Source organism: Polynucleobacter sp. HIN8 (assembly GCF_030297615.1).
In the GTDB taxonomy this organism is placed as follows: Bacteria; Pseudomonadota; Gammaproteobacteria; order Burkholderiales; family Burkholderiaceae; genus Polynucleobacter.
The window spans coordinates 894677-914352 of sequence record NZ_AP028139.1; the positions used below are offsets into that span (position 1 = coordinate 894677).

At 49.9% G+C, this 19676-nt stretch carries 13 protein-coding genes and 2 tRNA genes; 12 read left to right on the plus strand and 3 right to left on the minus strand.

What is annotated here, in order from left to right; genetic code table 11:
- Positions 1 to 2: 2 nt before the first annotated feature.
- Positions 3 to 875 carry a phosphoserine phosphatase SerB gene (gene serB / locus QUE65_RS04800; protein WP_286282247.1) on the minus strand — a complete coding sequence of 291 codons (873 nt, stop codon included), beginning with the start codon at positions 873 to 875 and terminating at the stop codon, positions 3 to 5.
- Positions 876 to 888: 13 nt separating this feature from the next.
- Positions 889 to 4503, minus strand: a complete 3615-nt coding sequence (mfd, locus tag QUE65_RS04805; protein ID WP_286282248.1) for a transcription-repair coupling factor — start codon at positions 4501 to 4503, stop codon at positions 889 to 891.
- Between the two features lie 46 nt (positions 4504 to 4549).
- Here mfd and ispD point away from each other — a divergent pair, with 46 nt between their 5' ends.
- The 9 genes from ispD (at position 4550) to QUE65_RS04850 (ending at position 13505) form a co-directional block, all read left to right on the plus strand.
- Positions 4550 to 5305, plus strand: coding sequence for a 2-C-methyl-D-erythritol 4-phosphate cytidylyltransferase (ispD, locus tag QUE65_RS04810; RefSeq protein WP_286282250.1), 756 nt, complete (start codon positions 4550 to 4552; stop codon positions 5303 to 5305).
- 9 nt (positions 5306 to 5314) lie between these two features.
- On the plus strand, positions 5315 to 5809 hold the full coding sequence (gene ispF, locus QUE65_RS04815) for a 2-C-methyl-D-erythritol 2,4-cyclodiphosphate synthase (RefSeq protein ID WP_286282251.1): 495 nt from the start codon (positions 5315 to 5317) through the stop codon (positions 5807 to 5809).
- 53 nt (positions 5810 to 5862) lie between these two features.
- Positions 5863 to 5949: transfer RNA gene (locus QUE65_RS04820), tRNA-Leu, on the plus strand.
- A gap of 50 nt (positions 5950 to 5999) precedes the next feature.
- Positions 6000 to 7331 (plus strand): trigger factor, encoded by a 1332-nt coding sequence (gene tig, locus QUE65_RS04825; RefSeq protein ID WP_286282252.1) that lies wholly within the window; start codon positions 6000 to 6002, stop codon positions 7329 to 7331.
- A gap of 31 nt (positions 7332 to 7362) precedes the next feature.
- Positions 7363 to 7980 (plus strand): ATP-dependent Clp endopeptidase proteolytic subunit ClpP, encoded by a 618-nt coding sequence (clpP, locus tag QUE65_RS04830; RefSeq protein WP_108508366.1) that lies wholly within the window; start codon positions 7363 to 7365, stop codon positions 7978 to 7980.
- A 15-nt stretch (positions 7981 to 7995) separates the two neighbouring features.
- Positions 7996 to 9363, plus strand: a complete 1368-nt coding sequence (gene clpX / locus QUE65_RS04835; RefSeq protein WP_286282253.1) for an ATP-dependent Clp protease ATP-binding subunit ClpX — start codon at positions 7996 to 7998, stop codon at positions 9361 to 9363.
- Between the two features lie 157 nt (positions 9364 to 9520).
- Positions 9521 to 11953, plus strand: a complete 2433-nt coding sequence (gene lon, locus QUE65_RS04840; protein WP_286282254.1) for an endopeptidase La — start codon at positions 9521 to 9523, stop codon at positions 11951 to 11953.
- 26 nt (positions 11954 to 11979) lie between these two features.
- Positions 11980 to 12055 (plus strand) — tRNA-Val (locus QUE65_RS04845).
- Positions 12056 to 12068: 13 nt separating this feature from the next.
- A complete protein-coding gene (locus tag QUE65_RS04850; RefSeq protein WP_286282255.1) occupies positions 12069 to 13505 on the plus strand; it encodes a peptidylprolyl isomerase in 1437 nt (478 codons plus the stop codon).
- A gap of 3 nt (positions 13506 to 13508) precedes the next feature.
- Here QUE65_RS04850 and QUE65_RS04855 read toward each other — a convergent pair whose 3' ends face one another.
- On the minus strand, positions 13509 to 14171 hold the full coding sequence (locus QUE65_RS04855; RefSeq protein ID WP_286282256.1) for an arylesterase: 663 nt from the start codon (positions 14169 to 14171) through the stop codon (positions 13509 to 13511).
- 40 nt (positions 14172 to 14211) lie between these two features.
- Between QUE65_RS04855 and QUE65_RS04860 the strand changes: the two genes are divergently transcribed.
- The 3 genes from QUE65_RS04860 to QUE65_RS04870 are packed head-to-tail and all read left to right on the plus strand — an operon-like array spanning position 14212 to position 19661.
- Positions 14212 to 14862 carry an ABC transporter ATP-binding protein gene (locus QUE65_RS04860; protein ID WP_286282438.1) on the plus strand — a complete coding sequence of 217 codons (651 nt, stop codon included), beginning with the start codon at positions 14212 to 14214 and terminating at the stop codon, positions 14860 to 14862.
- 38 nt (positions 14863 to 14900) lie between these two features.
- Positions 14901 to 18887, plus strand: a complete 3987-nt coding sequence (gene purL, locus QUE65_RS04865) for a phosphoribosylformylglycinamidine synthase (RefSeq protein ID WP_286282257.1) — start codon at positions 14901 to 14903, stop codon at positions 18885 to 18887.
- Positions 18888 to 19661, plus strand: a complete 774-nt coding sequence (locus tag QUE65_RS04870; protein WP_286282258.1) for a spermine/spermidine synthase domain-containing protein — start codon at positions 18888 to 18890, stop codon at positions 19659 to 19661.
- The last annotated feature ends 15 nt before the right edge of the window (positions 19662 to 19676 follow it).

Consider the following 19676-nt stretch of genomic DNA (forward strand, 5'->3'; position numbering starts at 1 on the left):
CCTTACAGCAGTTCGAGGACTGCATCTAAGCCGACGTTGTCTAAAGCGACGTCGGCTTTTTCTTTAACAATGGCCTTGGCGCGATAGGCAACGCTTAAACCACAATCGGCCATCATCAATAGATCATTGGCGCCATCACCGATCACGATCGCAGAGCGCTTATTGAGATCAAAACGCGCGCATGCACTTTCCACAAAACGATTCTTGGCAACGCCATCCACAATATCGCCCAAGACCTGACCAGTGAGTTGATCACCCGTAATCTCCAGTTGATTGGAATGGGTTTCGCACAGGGAAAGGCGTTCTTGCATGCGATCGGTGAAGAATGTGAAACCACCAGAGACCAAAAGCGTGTGCATATCTCGTTCGTGGGCACCGCTAATCAGTAACTCCGCCCCTGGATTAAGTTGTAAGCGTTCCTCATAAACCGCATGCAAGGCCGAGATGGGTACACCCTCTAATAAGGCGACGCGCCTTCGCAGACTCTCCGCAAAGTTTGGAATCTCACCCCGCATCGTAGCCGCAGTAATTTCTGCAACTGCTGCTTTCTTACCAACAAAATCCGCAATCTCATCAATGCACTCAATATTGATCAGGGTCGAGTCCATATCCATGGCTAAGACCTTGAGCGCAGTGGAATCAAAACCAGCCGGCAGAATCGCTAGGTCGCAACCGCGCTCAGAGCAATACTGGCGCAGACCATTGCGCTCGAATGCTTCAATCTCACGCAACAATAAAAATCGCCCAGCACGATGTTGAAAGCCGATCCCTAATGTATGCAAGGCACGCTCTAGGCCAGAGATCAATTGGGGATCGGCCGCTTTTGATCCTAAGATCTGCAAACTAGGGAAGGGGTGAGACGATGAAGGCACCATCAATTAATTATGCCTAAGCCGTTGATGAGAGCGCAGGGGTTGGAAATGCATGAGCGGAAGCTACCAAAGCAGTGCTTAGGAGTTTCATGAGCTGCCGAATTGCCTCGATGCGCTGCTCAAGCTGATCAAACGCGGATCCTTTAGTAGGTAAGTATTTAATCCGATCTTGACCATTAAGTTGCACTTGGGGATTGGATTGCACCAAGCGAATCAATTTCACGGGATCTAAGGGGGGATGTGCAATAAAGGTTATCTGAATACCATTTGGACTCGCATCCATTTTCTGGATTCCATACAAGACCATTTCAAGGCGCAGGCGATGGGTCTCATAAAAGGCTTTTGCTGGATCGGGTAAATTTCCAAAGCGATCGACGAGCTCCTCGCGTAACTGACTTAAGCCATCAAAGTCCTCACAGCTAGCAAAGCGTTTATACAACGATAAGCGCTCGTGAACATCGGGGCAATAATCGGCGGGTAAGAGAGCAGGCGCCCCTAAATTGACATCAGTAATAGCTTGCATGGGAGAGAGCAGATCGAGCTCTTTGCCACTGCGCAATGACTTGACGGCGCGATTGAGCATCTCGGTATACAACTGAAACCCAATCTCATGAATCTCACCCGATTGTTTTTCACCCAAAACCTCGCCAGCCCCCCGAATCTCTAAATCGTGCATGGCCAGATAAAAACCAGAGCCTAGTTCTTCCATTGCCACAATCGCATCTAAGCGTAAATTGGCTTGCTTGGTGAGGGCATCCGGATCGGGTACCAAGAGATATGCATAGGCTTGATGGTGCGAGCGGCCCACCCGACCGCGTAACTGGTGCAGCTGGGCTAAACCAAACTTATCAGCGCGGTGCATGATGATGGTATTCGCTGTGGGTACATCGATCCCAGTTTCAATAATGGTGGTGCAAAGCAAGACATTGCTACGCTGGGTCACAAAATCACGCATCACTGCCTCAAGTTCACGTTCGTGCATTTGACCGTGTGCGACAGCAATTCGGGCTTCAGGTAGGAGGATTTGCAGAGCTTGCTTGCGATTTTGAATCGTCTCCACTTCATTGTGCAAGAAATACACCTGACCACCGCGCTTGATCTCACGCAGGACCGCTTCACGAATCACGCCATCGCTCTCTCGTCGCACAAAGGTCTTAATGGCTAGACGTTTCTGAGGAGCAGTAGCGATGACCGAGAACTCACGCAAGCCCTCAAGTGCCATTCCTAAGGTACGCGGTATTGGGGTCGCAGTGAGTGTCAAGATATCCACCTCAGCACGCAGCGCCTTCAAGGCATCTTTCTGACGCACACCAAAGCGATGCTCTTCATCAACAATCACTAAACCAAGGCGAGCAAATTGCGTTTCTTTGGATAGCAGCTTATGGGTACCAATCACAATATCAGCATCACCCGTAGCAATCGCAGCCAATGCAGTACTAATTTCCTTTGTGGTCTTAAAGCGCGAGAGCTCGACAATGCGCACAGGCCAAGCGGCAAAGCGATCCTTCCAAGTGGCGGCATGTTGCTCCGCTAAGAGGGTGGTTGGAGCCAGAATAGCCACTTGCTTGCCACCCATGACCGCAATAAAGCTGGCGCGCAGTGCCACTTCGGTTTTACCAAAGCCGACATCACCGCAGACCAAGCGATCCATCGGCTTGCCGCTGGTCATATCACCAATCACTGCAGCAATGGCATTGGCTTGATCGGGGGTCTCCTCAAAACCAAAACTTTCCGAGAATGCCGCATAGTCATGCGCTGAAAACTCAAAAGCATGACCTTTGCGGATTGCTCGTGCCGCATACAGATTGAGAAGTTCTGCTGCCGTGTCCCGAATTTGCTGAGCAGCCTTACGTTTGGCTTTATCCCACTGACCAGACCCCAGTTGATGTAAGGGTGCCGAATCGGGATCGGCTCCTGCGTAGCGCGTCACCTGATGCAATTGTTGAACGGGCACATACAAAGTTGCATCATGTGCGTAGACGAGATGCAAGAACTCCTCGAAGGCGGGCGCTTCTTTGGGACCTGCCATATTCAGTAATACCAAGCCTTGGTAACGACCAATGCCATGCTCAACATGAACCACGGGGTCGCCCACTTTGAGCTCGGATAAATCTTTAAAGAGGGTATCGGGATCGGTGTTACTGGTTTCTTTACTACGACGCTGACGTGCTGTTTGGGTAAAGAGCTCAGCCTCGGTAATGAGGAGTAATTGCTGCGGTTGCCACACAAATCCATTAAAAAGTGGCGATACGCAACACCCAAAACGTTCATTGCCCTTCATAAAATCAGCAATGGTGTTTACGCTCTGTGGATGCAAAGCAAATACCACATCCTCAGAAGCCCCGAGATTACTTTCCTCAATCAGTTGCCGAATGGATTCCAGCCGTCCCGCACTCTCAGCGCAAATTAGTACACGCCATTCATTTTGTGCAACCAGCCAACGTAAGCGTTTTAAGGGATCTGCATCGCGTCGATGAACAGCAACATCTGGCAATGACGTAAAAACCGGTTCTGTGCTCGAATCTAAAGCGGTTTGTGATTGAAGGACAAAGCGTGGATACGGCTTCGCAATCGTATAAAACTGCTCTAAGCTCAAAAATAAATCATGGGGCTTTAGAACCGGGCGCTCGAGATCGTGCTTGAGAAAATCGTAGCGTTGCTCGGTATCTTTCCAAAACTGCGTGATGCTGGTTTCAATATCGCCGACATAACCCACACATATTGCATGGTGATGATCGGATTCATTGCTGCGTACAAAGTAATCGAAGATCGTTGTGGTTTCATCAAAGAAGAGTGGGAGATAGGATTCAATTCCTGCCGTCGGAATTCCAGTGCTGACATCTTTATAGATCGCACAACGCGTGGGGTCCCCTTCAAAATACTCGCGCCAGCGTCCTCGAAAGGCGGTCCGTGAGGCCTCATCGAACGGAAACTCATGACCTGGAAGTAAGCGGATTTCTTTAACGGGATACAAACTACGTTGGGTGTCTGGATCAAAGGCGCGAATATGTTCAATCTCATCGCCAAAGAGATCGAGTCGATAGGGTAGGGATGAGCCCATCGGGAACAAATCAATCAAGCCACCGCGGATGCTGTATTCACCGGGGCGCATTACTGCGCTGACGGGGTCATAACCTGCCTGTTGCAATTGCAAACGAAGCGCCTCTTCATTTAAGCGTTCCCCTTGACGAAAGAAAAAAGTATGGGCAGATAAAAATGCGGGTGGCGCGAGGCGTTGTAAGGCTGTGGTTACTGGCATCAAAATGAGATCGCAGGTGCCATTTTGCATTTCGTAGAGCGTGGCTAAGCGCTCTGAGATTAAATCTTGATGCGGCGAGAAATGATCGTAGGGCAAGATCTCCCAATCCGGCAGCAAACGAATACGCAATTGCGGAGCAAAGCTCGGAATCTCTTCCAACAATCTCTGGGCATCGGTTGCACTAGCGCAAAACACCACAAACTGGCTGTAGTGCGCGCGGTAGGCAATTGCCATTTGTGCAAGGAGTGCTGCATCGGCGGAGCCAACTACGGAATCGAAGGTAAAGCGCTGCCCCGCCCGCAGCACGGGAATAGGGGGTGTAAGTAAAGCAGCAGACCTTGGCGCTGCCGCTGGATTGACAGCATCCGACATCTAGAAGCATTATAGAATCAGGTATGCATTCCAATCGAACCCTGCTATGGCAACCATAAGCAAACGTTGCCATGCTGTACTGCCCTCTGCAGGGATGGGTGTGCGCTTGGGCGGTGATCAGCCAAAGCAATTTCGGCATTTGGCAGGTAAGCCCATGTTGCTCTATGCCTTAGATGCTTTCTTTCGATGCCCCGAGGTGAACTCCGTTTGGATCGGAATGAGTCCTGGCTCCAATCCCTTGATTCATGATCTGAAATCCCGCTACCCCAATCCGACCAAACGCTTTGAGTTTCTAGAAACCGGGGGCCCCACTCGGCAGCAAACCGTATTAAATACCCTTGCAGCAATGCTTGATCTTGGTGTCGATCCATACGATTGGGTATTAGTGCACGACGCAGCCCGCCCAGGTATTACCCCTGAATTAATTGTTCGACTCATCACCTTAGTGAAGGCCCAAGAGCAAGTCGATGATCAGCAGCAGGCACTGCAATCCGGTGGCCTCTTAGCGATGCCAGTTGCTGACACGATGAAAGAAACCACGCAAGACGCCATGCGCTCACAAACCACGATTGATCGCTCCCGTCTTTGGCAAGCCCAAACCCCACAAATGTTTCCTCTTCAGGTTTTGCACGATGCCCTTGATCAAGCGATACGCGATGGAGCCAATATTACCGATGAAGCTAGTGCAATTGAGCGCTTAGGTGGGCAACCCCTTTTGGTGGAAGGTGCCACCCGAAACTTTAAGGTGACGCACCCGGCAGATTGGGACTTGATGGAGCTGGTACTCAGTGAGCGTCGGTAAAATAGCGTCATGACAACTAGCATTCCATTTCGGATCGGACAGGGGTATGACATTCATGCCTTAGTCCCTGATCGCAAATTAATTCTTGGGGGAGTAACCATTCCCTATGAAAAGGGACTGCTTGGTCACTCGGACGCCGATGCACTCCTGCATGCCATTACCGATGCACTTTTAGGTGCTGCAGGATTGCATGACATTGGGCAAATGTTTCCGGATGACGATGCGCGCTTTAAAGATATGGATAGCCGAGTTCTTCTGCGTGCAGCCTTGCAAAAAGTGCAAGCGGTGGGCTATCAAGTGGGTAATGTCGATGCCACTGTAATCTGTCAAAAACCAAAATTAGCCACGTACATACCGGAGATGGTGCGCAATATTGCCAGCGACTTGAAGGTGACCGATAGCCACGTTAATTTGAAAGCCAAAACCAATGAATCCTTAGGCCATCTGGGTCGGGGTGACGGAATCGCGGTGCATGCCGTAGCTCTCCTCTATAAGGCATTGTAGAATCTACCTTTTACGTGAATTCTGAGCCAGTTCGTGTCTGCATCGCTTAAATAGCGAGGATGGCGAAATTGGTAGACGCACCAGGTTTAGGTCCTGACGCCAGAAATGGTGTGGGGGTTCGAGTCCCCCTCCTCGCACCACACGGCTGCTTGGCTTAGTCTTCACATCTAACCTTCATAAAGAGGCTGTAGTGCAAATCGAAAACTTAGGTAGCTTAGACCGCAAAATTACTCTCCAATTTAATCGTGCTGATGTGAATCAAGCACGCGAGGCCCGTTTAAATAAGATTGGTAAATCCATGAAGATGCCCGGCTTTCGTCCAGGCAAGGTGCCCAAGAAAATGGTGGAGCAGCAATACGGCCTGCAAGTGGATTTTGAGGTTCAGTACGACAAAGCCTCTCAACTCTTTTATGAGGTTAGTAAAAAAGAGGGGATTAAATTAGCCAGCCAACCTCGCTTGGAACCCAAAAGCGAAATTGGAGCTGATGAAGTTGTGTTTGATGCCTTCTTTGAGGTTCTGCCCGAAGTCAAGATTGGTGACTTCAGTAACTCGGAGTTAACCCGTTACACCACCGAAGTAAACGACCCTGAAATCGATCGGGCGCTCGATGTTCTTCGCAAACAGCGCGTGCACTATCACTCCCGCGGCGAAGCAGGTGACCACGGTGATGGTGGTTCGGATACCAGCGCTCAAAAAGATGATCAAGTGACTCTGGATTTTGTCGGCACGATTGATGGCGTGGAGTTTGCCGGCGGTAAAGCCGATGACTTCAAGTTTGTGATTGGTGCGGGTCAGATGCTCCCTGAGTTTGAGGCTGCAGCATTGGGACTCAAGAAGGGCGAGAGTAAGACCTTCCCTTTAAGCTTCCCAGCGGAGTATCACGGCAAAGAGGTGGCAGGTAAAACTGCCCAGTTCACAATTACGATGAAGGATGTGGCCTGGCCCCATTTACCTCCAGTCGATGAAGAGTTTGCCAAGTCCCTTGGAATTACCGAAGGCGGTGTCGAGAAAATGCGTAGTGAGATCAAAGCCAACATGGAGCGTGAAGTGAAGCGGCGCACCGAGGCTCTTCTTAAAAACCAAGTGATGGATGAGTTGATTAAGCAATGCCAACTCGATGTTCCCAAATCATTAATTACTAGTGAGCAAGAGCGTTTGATTGAAGGCGCTCGTCAAGATCTAATGCAACGGGGTATCCCTAACGCCAAAGATGCACCAATTCCAGCCGAGATGTTTGCAGAGCAGGCCGACAAGCGCGTGCGTCTTGGTCTGATTTTGTCGGATCTCGTTAAGCTTCACAACTTAACCGCCACCCCTGATCAAATTAAAGCCTCAATTGAGGAGACCGCAGCAACCTACGAGGATCCTAAGGAAGTGGTGCGCTGGTACTACAGCGATCCAAGCCGCCTTAAAGAGGTAGAAGCCGTAGTTCTTGAGGAGAATGTGGTTAAACACATTTGCGGTCTCGCGAAGGTAACCGATAAATCGGTTAGTTTCGAAGAGCTCAGCAAAATGAGTTAATCTAATAGCCAATGATCAATCTAGAAAGTCAATGAGCATGAGCGCACTTGAGACCCAAGCCCTTGGTTTAGTCCCGATGGTGGTAGAGACCTCTGGACGAGGAGAGCGTGCTTACGATATTTATTCGCGCCTATTAAAAGAGCGGGTGGTATTTCTGGTGGGTGAGGTCAATGACCAAACTGCCAACTTGGTGATCGCGCAATTGCTATTTCTGGAGAGCGAGAACCCCGACAAAGAGATCTCCCTCTACATCAACTCCCCGGGTGGATCGGTGTCTGCTGGTTTAGCAATCTACGACACCATGCAATTTATTAAACCGCATGTAAGTACCTTGTGCATGGGTATGGCTGCCAGCATGGGAGCCTTCTTGTTAGCTGCTGGTGAAAAAGGCAAGCGTTATGCCTTACCCAACGCCCGTGTGATGATTCATCAACCTTTGGGTGGTGCACGAGGACAAGCCTCTGATATCGAAATCCAAGCCCGCGAGATCTTGTACTTGCGTGAACGTTTGAACACGATCTTGTCGCAGCGTACTGGTCAAACCATTGAGACTATTGCTAAAGATACGGATCGTGATAACTTTATGTCAGCCGAGCAGGCCCGCGATTACGGTTTAGTCGATAAAGTGATCGATCAGCGCGGTAGCTAATAGTAAGAACGAGCGATGAGCGAAACCACCACCACGGATAAAACGCTGTACTGTTCCTTCTGTGGCAAAAGCCAGCATGAGGTCAAAAAACTGATTGCTGGCCCATCAGTGTTCATTTGTGACGAGTGCATTGATCTGTGCACTGACATTATTCAAGAAGAGATTGCCAAAGAGCCTCTCAGCACGAAAGGCGACGCGCTCCCGTCTCCGCAAGAGATTCGGTTAAACCTAGACCAGTATGTGATCGGCCAAGATCTGGCCAAGAAAACCCTAGCCGTTGCTGTTTATAACCATTACAAGCGCCTATTGCACTTGCCTGCACCGAAAGTGAAAAAGGCAGATGGCGACAAAGCAGAAGCAGCAAAAGATGGCAAGAAAACTGCGACTGCACAAGCGGGCAATAACAAGCCACTGGTTGATGGTGTGGAGTTGGCAAAAAGTAATATTTTGCTCATTGGTCCGACTGGTTCTGGTAAGACCTTGTTAGCGCAAACCTTAGCGCGTATGTTGGATGTGCCTTTTGTGATGGCCGATGCTACGACGCTCACTGAGGCGGGATATGTGGGCGAAGACGTTGAGAACATTATTCAGAAGCTCTTGCAAAACTGCGACTACAACATTGAGAAGGCAGAGCGCGGCATTGTGTACATTGATGAGATCGATAAGATCTCGCGTAAATCCGATAACCCCTCCATTACACGTGACGTCTCCGGTGAGGGTGTGCAACAAGCATTACTCAAATTGATTGAAGGCACGATGGCTTCGGTGCCACCTCAGGGTGGACGCAAGCACCCCAATCAAGACTTCTTGCAAGTCGATACCACCAATATCCTGTTTATCTGTGGCGGTGCCTTTGATGGTCTAGAGAAGGTGATTGCGCAACGTACGCAAAAGACCGGTATCGGTTTTGGGGCAGAGGTTGCTGCCAAGGATAGTCGTGGCATTGGCCAGCTTCTCGCGGAAGTGGAACCCGAGGATCTCATCAAGTTTGGCTTGATTCCTGAGTTGATTGGTCGTTTACCAGTTCTAGCAACCTTAGCCGAGCTCGACGAGACCGCCTTGGTGGCCATCTTGACCGAACCTAAAAATGCGCTAGTTAAGCAATATCAAGCATTGCTTGGCATGGAGGGTGTGGAGCTCGAGGTGCGCGCCGAGGCTTTGAGTGCAATTGCTAAGAAAGCCATTGCCCGTAAGACCGGTGCTCGAGGCCTGCGATCCTTGCTTGAAGGCGTGCTCATGGATGTCATGTACGAGCTGCCATCAATGAAGAATGTTCAAAAAGTCGTGATTGACGACAGTACGGTGCAATCTGGCACTAAGCCGTTGATTGTGTACAAGCAGGGCAGTGATGAGAACGAGTCATCCCTGACCAAAAAGGCCTAGGCCTTTGCCACAAAACCCCCAAAATCAGGCTATTTTTGCAAAATTAACCCTAAATTGGGGTATTTTTCATCTTTTTTGTATGATTGGTATTGAGTTTCCTAATGAACTCCCCACATAGGTAGTATGCTAGTCATAGATCTAACTGGAGAACAACGCAATGCCAGGACAATTATTACTTCCTTCTGAACCCATCCAGTTACCTTTGTTGCCCTTAAGGGACGTGGTGGTTTTTCCCCATATGGTGATTCCATTATTTGTGGGTCGCCCCAAATCCATTAAAGCCCTCGAGGCTGCGATGGAAACCGGCAAGAGCGTCTTGTTGGTGGCACAGAAAGCCGCAGCGAAAGACGAACCCTCGGTTGAGGACCTCTATGAAGTGGGCTGTATCGCTAGCATCTTGCAAATGCTCAAACTCCCTGACGGTACCGTGAAGGTCCTCGTCGAAGGCTCGCAACGGGCTGAAGTGAGCCAGATTGAGGATAGCCTAGGCTACTTTAGTTGCGAAGCAACTCCTAAAGAGATTGAGGTGGTCGATGCGCATGAGACCGAAGCGCTACGCCGTGCGATCATGGCTCAGTTCGATCAGTACGTCAAACTCAATAAGAAAATCCCCCAAGAGATCTTGGCATCGCTTGCTGGTATCGATGATCCAAGCCGCTTAGCCGATACCATTTGCGCACACCTGCCAGTAAAGCTTGAGCAAAAGCAGCGCTTACTGGAAATGAACGGAGTAATGCAGCGCTTAGAGAGCCTCTTAACGGATCTGGAGAGCGAGATTGATATCTTGCAAGTGGAAAAACGCATTCGTGGCCGCGTGAAGCGGCAGATGGAAAAGAGTCAGCGCGAGTACTACCTCAACGAGCAGGTCAAAGCGATTCAGAAAGAATTGGGTGAGGGCGAAGAGGGCGCTGACCTTGAGGAGTTGGAGAAGCGCATTAAAGCTGCGCGCATGCCAAAAGAGGCCTTGAAAAAAGCCGAGTCTGAGCTCAAGAAACTAAAACTCATGTCGCCGATGTCGGCTGAGGCAACCGTCATCCGTAACTTCATCGATACCTTGGTCAACTTGCCATGGCGCAAGAAGAGCAAGATCAACAACGACCTGACTAACGCCGAGAAAGTATTGAACGAAGACCACTATGGTCTGGATAAGGTTAAAGAGCGTATCTTGGAGTACCTCGCGGTTCAGCAACGAGTCGATCGCGTCAAAGCACCCATTCTGTGTTTGGTTGGTCCGCCCGGAGTGGGTAAGACCTCGCTTGGGCAATCGGTTGCACGCGCCACAAACCGTAAGTTCGTGCGCATGGCCTTGGGCGGTGTGCGCGATGAGTCCGAGATCCGCGGTCATCGTCGAACCTATATTGGCTCGATGCCAGGCAAGATTCTGAGTAGTCTCACCAAGGTCGGTGTGCGTAATCCATTATTCCTGCTTGATGAAGTCGACAAGATGGGCATGGACTTCCGAGGCGATCCCGCGAGCGCTCTACTGGAGGTCTTAGACCCCGAGCAAAATCATACCTTCCAAGATCACTATGTCGAAGTCGACTTTGATCTATCGGACGTGATGTTTGTGGCAACCGCAAATTCGCTCAACATCCCAGGGCCATTATTAGATCGTATGGAAGTGATTCGCTTAGCGGGTTACACCGAAGATGAAAAACTCAGTATTGCGAAGAACTACCTTATCCCAAAACAAAACAAGAACAATGGCTTAAAGGATGGCGAGCTCACTATTGAAGAGAGCGCGATTCGAAACATCATTCGGTATTACACGCGAGAGGCGGGCGTGCGTGCACTCGAGCGCGAGATTAGCAAAATCTGTCGTAAGACCGTGAAGATGTTGCTACTCAAAAAAGAGAGTGCGCCCATCAAAGTGGATGCCGACAACCTTGAGAAATTCTTATCGGTGCGCATGTTTGATTTTGGCTCAGCGGCCAAAGAGAATCAAATTGGACAGGTTACGGGTCTCGCATGGACTGAAGTCGGTGGTGATTTGCTCACCATCGAAGCAGCACTAATGCCAGGTAAGGGTACGATTACTCGAACCGGCTCTATTGGTGATGTGATGAAGGAGTCCGTTGAAGCTGCAAGAACGGTGGTCCGCTCACGCGCCAAGGGTCTTGGAATCATCGATGAAGGCTTTGAGAAAAAAGATATTCATATTCACTTCCCAGAGGGAGCCACTCCCAAAGATGGTCCATCAGCAGGTATTGCAATCACAACCGCATTGGTCTCGGTCTTTACCGGAATCCCCGTGCGTTCGGATATCGCGATGACCGGTGAGATCACCTTGCGAGGCGAAGTGCTCCCCATTGGCGGACTGAAAGAGAAACTTCTTGCTGCGCATCGCGGTGGGATTAAGTTGGTCCTGATTCCAGAAGAGAATGTGAAGGATTTGATTGATATTCCAGATAACGTGAAGAATGCAATCGAGATCGTCCCAGTGCGCTGGATCGATAAGGTCTTAGAGCTTGCCCTCGAGCGCAAACCTGAACCCTTGCCCGATCCTAGCCCTGAAGAGTTGGCCAAAAAGGCTGCCGAGGCTTCTAAGCAAACGAGCAGCCCCACGAGTGGAGATGTAATCAAACATTAAGTTACAATCTCGGTTGTCAGTTTTAAGGGTGCTTAGCTCAGCTGGTAGAGCGTCTGCCTTACACGCAGAATGTCAGCGGTTCGATCCCGTTAGCACCCACCATTTCTTCTAATCCATGTTCGATTCCGTACGCAAACACCAAAAACTTCTGCAAATTGTCTTATTACTTTTTGTAGTTCCTTCCTTTGCAATGTTTGGTATCTCGAGTTACACCGACTTTTTTGATAAAGATACGGATCTCGTCAAGATTGATGGCAAATCAATCACCACGGTTGAAGTGGATAACAATGCCAAGCGTCAAGCCGAGCGATTTGGTGGAACCAGTCAAATTGCGCAGAGCCTGCCATTCCGACAAGCGGTTTTGGATGAACTAATCCAACAGCGTCTCTTGGTATTTGCGGTACGCGACCTCAAACTAAATATTAGTAATGCTTTTCTAAGTCAAAGCTTAGCTCAGATCCCCGAGATTAAAGCCATGTATAAACCTGATGGCAGTTTTGACTCGGCACGCTATCGTCAGCTCTTAGCCAATGTGGGGATGACCGTTGATCAATTTGAGACCGCTCAACGCTTTGATCTGATGATTCAGCAGCTGGTTACCGCAGTGGCGCGTACCGAGTTACCCAATCCAAAATTAGCCAGCATGATCTCAACGATGTATGAGACCGAACGGCAAGTTCAAGCCCTGCGCTTTACTGCAACTGATTTTGTGAACAAGGTGAACCCGACCGATGCTCAATTGCAAGAGTACTATGAGGCAAACACCAAACTCTTCGAAGCCCCAGAAACCATTGATGTGGAGTTCTTAGTACTCAAGGCTGACCCTAAAGAAGACGCTAAAGTATTTAATGACAGGGCTGATCAGTTTGCGAACATCACTTATGATCAAGCGGACAGCTTAAAACCCGCAGCGGATAAATTAAAGCTCTCGATTCAGTCGGCTAAAGGGGTGGGGCGTAATGGTCAAGTAAGCCTATCCAAAGATCACCCCATGAATGACCGACGCGTGGTCCAAGCCTTATTCAACGATGAAGCGCTGAAGAACAAACGCAATATTGAAGCAGTACAAATCGCTCCGGGTACATTTGTGTCGGCACGCGTTGTGACCTTCTATCCTGCCAAAGTTCTGCCTTATAAAGAAGTAAGTGCTGAAGTACGTCGCCAGTTCAGCCTAAAGGCTGCTCAAAAACTAGCAGCCCAAGCAGCGGGTACGCGCTTTGAGGCCCTGCAAAAAAATCCCAACGACACCAATGGATTTGCTAAGCCAGTGTGGGTCTCACGTAATAAACCAACCGATCTTGTTGGCCCACAGTTGGATGTGGTGATGGCGGTTGATCCAGCCAAACTACCTGTCGTGGTGTCTGCCCAAGGATCTGATGGAATTACTCTGTATCGCATTGATCAGGTTCGGCAACCACCGGCCGGGGATCCAAAAATGCGTGCCGCACAAGCACAGCAAATGGAAGCATTGGCAGCTCAAGCTGAGTTTGCAGCCTTCCTCAATCACATGCGCATCCTGGCGGATGTGAAGATTGTCAATCCTCTAAAGTAACAATCAATTTGTTATAAGAAGCTCTCGATACGGTTCGAGAGCCTTCCATACATTGTTAAACAGGATTGGTTGAGCCTGTTCGTTTGGATGAATCCGATCCGCCTGAAATAACTCAGGCCGTGTAGCGACACCTTCCAGGAAAAAAGGCAGTAGGGGGACTTGCTCTGATTGCGACAGCGTCACAAATAGGCGTGCAAATTGTTTGGTGTATTCCTGACCATAGTTGGGAGGGATTTGCATCCCAAGCAGCAAAACTTCAGCACCACTTTTCTTGCTCATCACAATCATCTCTTTGAGGTTTTTCTGGGTAGATGAAAGGGAGAGCCCTCGTAAGGCATCATTGGCGCCCAGCTCAATAATCACCAAGCGTGGCTTAATCCGCTTTAGAAGATCAGGCAGACGACTTAAGCCACCTGCAGTGGTCTCACCACTAATGCTGGCATTAGCCACTTGCCAAACACTGCCATCTTTACGTAATTGATTCTGGAGAAATCCTACCCAGCCGCTGCCGCGTGGCAGCCCATATTCTGCAGAGAGGCTATCGCCGAGAACCAGGAGTTGTGGAGTCGCGCTTGGGGTCTTAGTTGTTTGTGCCTGCAAGGGTGTAGTACTGGCGAGTAAGATGGAGGCCAATCCAACAACAAATTGTCTAAACAAAGGGTTCACAGTGACTATTGTGCATGAATCTACCCCAGTCTTGCAGGCCATGGGTGTGGGTAAAACGGTTCAAACCAGCGATGGGCCGCTTGCGATCTTGCAAGACATTCATTTCGCAATCCAGGCTGGAGAATCCGTCGCGATTGTGGGGGCATCGGGCTCTGGCAAAAGTACACTTTTGGGTCTGATGGCTGGCTTGGATCAAGCAACTAGTGGTTCGATTGATCTTATGGCGCAGAATTTAGGACGATTGGACGAAGACGGTCGGGCAAAACTAAGAGGCCAGTTCGTCGGATTTGTATTTCAATCCTTTCAACTGGTGCCGCATCTCAATGCCCTTGAGAACGTAATGCTGCCTCTGGAGATTCGAGGTGTGCCTCTTACGCAAGCGCGCGAGTTAGCTGCCGATTGCCTCGCACGTGTTGGCCTGTCGCAGCGCTTGATGCATTACCCTAAAACCCTATCGGGTGGTGAGCAGCAACGGGTGGCCTTGGCCCGAGCGTTTGTTAGTAAGCCAGCCATCCTATTTGCAGATGAACCCACCGGTAGTTTGGATGAGGCAAGTGGCTCCAAAGTCATTGAACTCCTTTTTGAGCTCAACCGCGAGAATGGTTCTACCTTAATCCTGGTCACCCATGACCCTCAATTAGCACAGCGCTGTAGCCGTCAGTTAATACTTCAAGGCGGTCGTCTTCTCTAAAAATAGCTTGAGGATCGCTAGGATCTTATAATTGCGGGATGTCCTTTTTCCGTTGTCTGCCCGGGGCTGATGCCCTCTCTGTATTCCGTCAACAACGGCTTCTGAGTCACCTCCATCAGGAAGGGATTGAACTTCAGTCGATTCATGCTCAGTACCTGCACTTTATCTGGTCTGTCAACGAACTAAGCAGTCAGGAGCTCTTAACGCTTGAGGCCTTACTGCAATATGGTGAACCATATCAAGCAATCGCCACACCCAATCGTGCCATCGTGATTCCACGCTTTGGGACGGTTTCTCCATGGGCAAGTAAGGCGACGGATATCGCTCATCAATGCGGATTGGATGTGTTGCGGATCGAGCGCGGTATTTGCTATCAATGGAGTGCAAAGCGAACGCTCAGCCCAGAGCAAGAACGCATTCTTCAAACCAGTCTGTTTGATCGCATGACCGAAATCATTATTGCCTCGTACGAAGAAGCGAATGCTCTGTATCAAACGCTGCCAGACCGTCCGTTTACTCGCATTGATGTGATCGGCATGGGTCAAAAGGCGCTTGATGATGCAAACCAAGCCTTAGGGTTAGCACTCTCGGCTGATGAGATCACGTATCTTGAAGAGAACTTTAAGCGCTTAGGTCGCAATCCCAGTGATGTTGAGCTAATTATGTTTGCGCAAGCGAACAGCGAACACTGTCGCCACAAAATCTTTAATGCAAGTTGGACAATCGATGGCCAGAATCAAGAGCACTCGCTCTTTGCCATGATTCGGAACACGCACCGTTTGCAGCCGAAGGGAACCGTTGTTGCTTACTCGGATAACTCAGCGATTATGGAAGGCTGTGAAGCCGATGTATGGAGTTCCACAGGCCCCGCCGGGCAATATCGCACTAAGCGAACTCTGGTGCATACCTTAATGAAGGTAGAGACCCACAACCATCCCACTGCGATTGCTCCTTTTCAGGGGGCAGCGACTGGATCGGGTGGTGAGATCCGCGATGAGGGCGCCACCGGGATTGGTGGTAAACCCAAAGCAGGACTCACTGGATTTTCAGTATCGAACTTGCATATCCCTGGCACAAACTTGCCCTGGGAGCAAAAGCCCTATGGCAAACCAGAGCGTATCGCGACCCCCTTACAAATCATGATCGATGGCCCACTGGGTGGTGCCGCTTTTAATAACGAGTTTGGTCGCCCTAACTTGGGTGGGTATTTCAGGGTCTTTGAACAAACCATTGCAGGTAAGCGCCGCGGATACCACAAGCCCATCATGATCGCCGGTGGCATTGGTGCGATTGAAGACATCCACACCCATAAGAAACCCATTCTGGATGGCGATTTGCTCATTCAGTTAGGCGGCCCCGGGATGCGCATTGGCATGGGCGGTGGCACAGCAAGCTCGATGGCAACAGGTACCAACACCGCCGACCTTGACTTTGACTCCGTTCAACGCGGTAACCCAGAAATTGAGCGTCGTGCGCAAGAGGTGATTAATCAATGCCGCTCCCTAGGAGAGAACAATCCGATTGTGTCAATCCATGATGTGGGTGCAGGTGGCTTATCGAATGCATTTCCCGAGCTCGCTGATAGCGCCAAGCTCGGTGCGCAATTTGAGCTTCGAAAGATTCCGTTAGAAGAGAGCGGCATGAGTCCCGCTGAGATCTGGTGCAATGAGTCGCAAGAGCGGTATGTCATTGCCATCCACGCCAAGGATCTCGAACGCTTTGCCTCCATCTGTGAACGGGAGCGCTGTCCCTATGCGGTCGTTGGCCATACTACCCAAGATCGGCAGCTGCAATTGCACGATCAGCAGCAAAGTACTAATTCAGATCAATGCTATCCAATTGATATGCCGATGGAGGTACTCTTAGGTAAGCCTCCCAAAATGCACCGTGATGTACAAAGTACGCATGAGCAATTTGCTCCAATCAATTGCAACGACATTGATCTCAAAATGGCGATTGAAGCTGTATTGCAACAACCAACCGTAGCCAGTAAATCGTTCTTAATCACGATTGGGGATCGCACCGTGGGTGGTTTGAACTCGCGCGATCCCTTTGTTGGACCATGGCAAGTACCGGTAGCTGATTGCGCAGTAACCACCATGGACTACCACGGCTATCGCGGTGAGGCCATGAGTATGGGTGAGCGCACTCCCGTCGCTCTCTTTAATGCGCCCGCGGCGGCCAAGATGGCGGTGGGTGAAGCCATCACGAATATTCTGGCAGCGGATGTTCAACGCATTGAAGACATCAAACTCTCGGCGAACTGGATGGCTGCTTGTGGTCAGGCGGGTGAGGATGCCAAACTTTTCGCCTCAGTAGAAGCAGTCGGCATGGAGCTCTGTCCGGCACTGGGGATCTCGATCCCAGTCGGGAAGGATTCTTTATCAATGGCCACGACCTGGCAGAATCAGAATCAAACCAAGCAAGTGATTGCACCCGTGTCGCTCATCATCTCGGCCTTCGCCCCAGTGCATGACGTTCGCAAAACACTGACACCACAACTCAACACCGAGATCGCGGATACCGAACTCATTCTGATTGATCTGGGATGTAACCAAAATCGCATGGCGGGCAGCATTGTCACCCAAGTATTTGATCAAACCGATACCGAAGCGCCATCCGTTGACAGACCTGAGGTCCTCAAAGGTTTTGCCAGCGCAATTACACAACTGCGTGCCAAGCAAATGGTCTTGGCCTATCACGACCGTTCGGACGGAGGCCTACTCGCCTGTATCGCGGAGATGGCCTTTGCCAGTCATTGCGGTATTTCCATCAATGTTGATCTACTCTGCATTGATGCGCGCACCGAACAGGATTACGGCGATGCGAAGAATTGGGCGAGCCAAGTCAGCGGTCGCCGCCATGAACAAACCATTCGGGCGCTCTTTAATGAAGAGCTTGGGGTGGTGATTCAGATTGAGCGTTCGCAGCGCGATCCGGTCTTTGCTATCTTGCGAGAACAGGGCATTAGTGCCTTTAGTCATGTGATCGGTAAACCCAACTCGAATGACACCTTAGAGATTTGGCGCGATGCAAAATGCGTTTACTCAGAGAGCCGCATGACCTTGCAAAAGCTTTGGCAAAACACCAGCTATCAAATTGCACGTCTACGCGATAACCCCGAGTGCGTTGATAGTGAGTTCAATGCCTTGGATGACGCCAAGGACCCGGGCATGAGCCCGAAGCTCACATTTGATCCCAACGAGAACATCAGTACACCTTACCTCCAAAAAACAATTCGCCCAAAGATCGCCATATTACGAGAGCAGGGTGTGAACTCACATCTGGAGATGGCGTATGCAATGGATCTTGCTGGTTTTGCTACGCACGATGTCCATATGAGCGATTTGCTGGCGGGCCGCACACACCTTAATGAGTTTCAAGGCCTAGTTGCCTGTGGTGGATTCAGTTACGGCGATGTACTCGGAGCCGGTGAAGGATGGGCTAAGACTATTCTCTTTAACACAATGCTCAGCGATCAGTTCAGAGCGTTTTTCAATCGCTCAGACAGTTTTGCATTAGGCGTTTGCAATGGTTGCCAGATGATGAGTAATTTATCGAAACTCATTCCAGGGGCAGATGCCTGGCCGAAGTTCACTCGCAATCAATCAGAGCAATACGAAGCGCGTTTGGTGATGGTGGAAGTCTTGGATTCTCCATCGCTATTCTTCAAAGGTATGGCTGGAAGTCATTTACCCATCGCAGTAGCACATGGTGAAGGCTATGCGAACTTCAAACACCAAGGCAATGATCAACAGGTTGAATCCAATCACTTAGCAGCCATGCGCTTTGTTGATCACTACGGCAAGCCAACTCAGCGCTATCCATTTAATCCCAATGGCTCGCCTCATGGACTCACGGGTGTAACGACTACCGATGGCCGTTTCACAGTCATGATGCCGCACCCCGAGCGAGTGTTCAGAAATGTGCAAATGAGTTGGCATCCCAAAGAATGGCATCAGCACGCGGATGGTGCAAGCCCGTGGCTCCGCATGTTCCGTAATGCCCGCGTTTGGGTGAACTAGGTGGCAAGCAACAAAACATCGTTTCCCCCGGTTACGTTCTCCGAGTCTGGTGGTATTCGCTATCTGCATTTAGGTACACCTTGGATTCAAGGTGCGATGCGGATTCGGGATCCAATCGAAATCTATCTTGAGTACTCCCAGCAAATGATGGCGTGGCTTCTGTTTTTACAAAGTCGGCCTGGAATGCAAGTCACTCAATTGGGTCTTGGTACCGGATCCTTAGCGAAGTTCACCCTTGAACATTGTCCTGGTGTACACAACATCATCGTGGAAATTAATCCAGCGGTGATCATTGCGGCTAAGACCATGTTTGATCTACCCACAGATCCCAACTTAACGATTATTGAAGATGATGCGTTGGCGTATGTGAAGAACACGCGCCATCACCAACAGTCTGATGTCTTGCAAGTGGACCTGTACGATGCGCAAGCCAAAGGGCCGGTATTGAGTTCACTCGAGTTTTACCAAGCCTGCTACCAAAGCTTAAAAGCAGTTGGGGTGATGACCGTTAATTTGTTCTCACAGCATAAAAGTTTTGACATAAATCTCAATAATATCTGCAAAGCGTTTAAGGGCAGGGTACTCATCTTCCCAGAATCGCACGATTGCAATGCGGTCGCCATTGCCTTCAAGGGTCCCATGATTAAGACGGATTGGGACCCTATTGTGCAACGCGCCAAAATGATTGAAACAACGACGGGACTTCCAACCAAGCCTTGGGTACAGGGTTTGCGAACAGTCAATGCGCATCAAGAGGAAGCTCTAGCCATCTAAATAAACCTTTTCTTT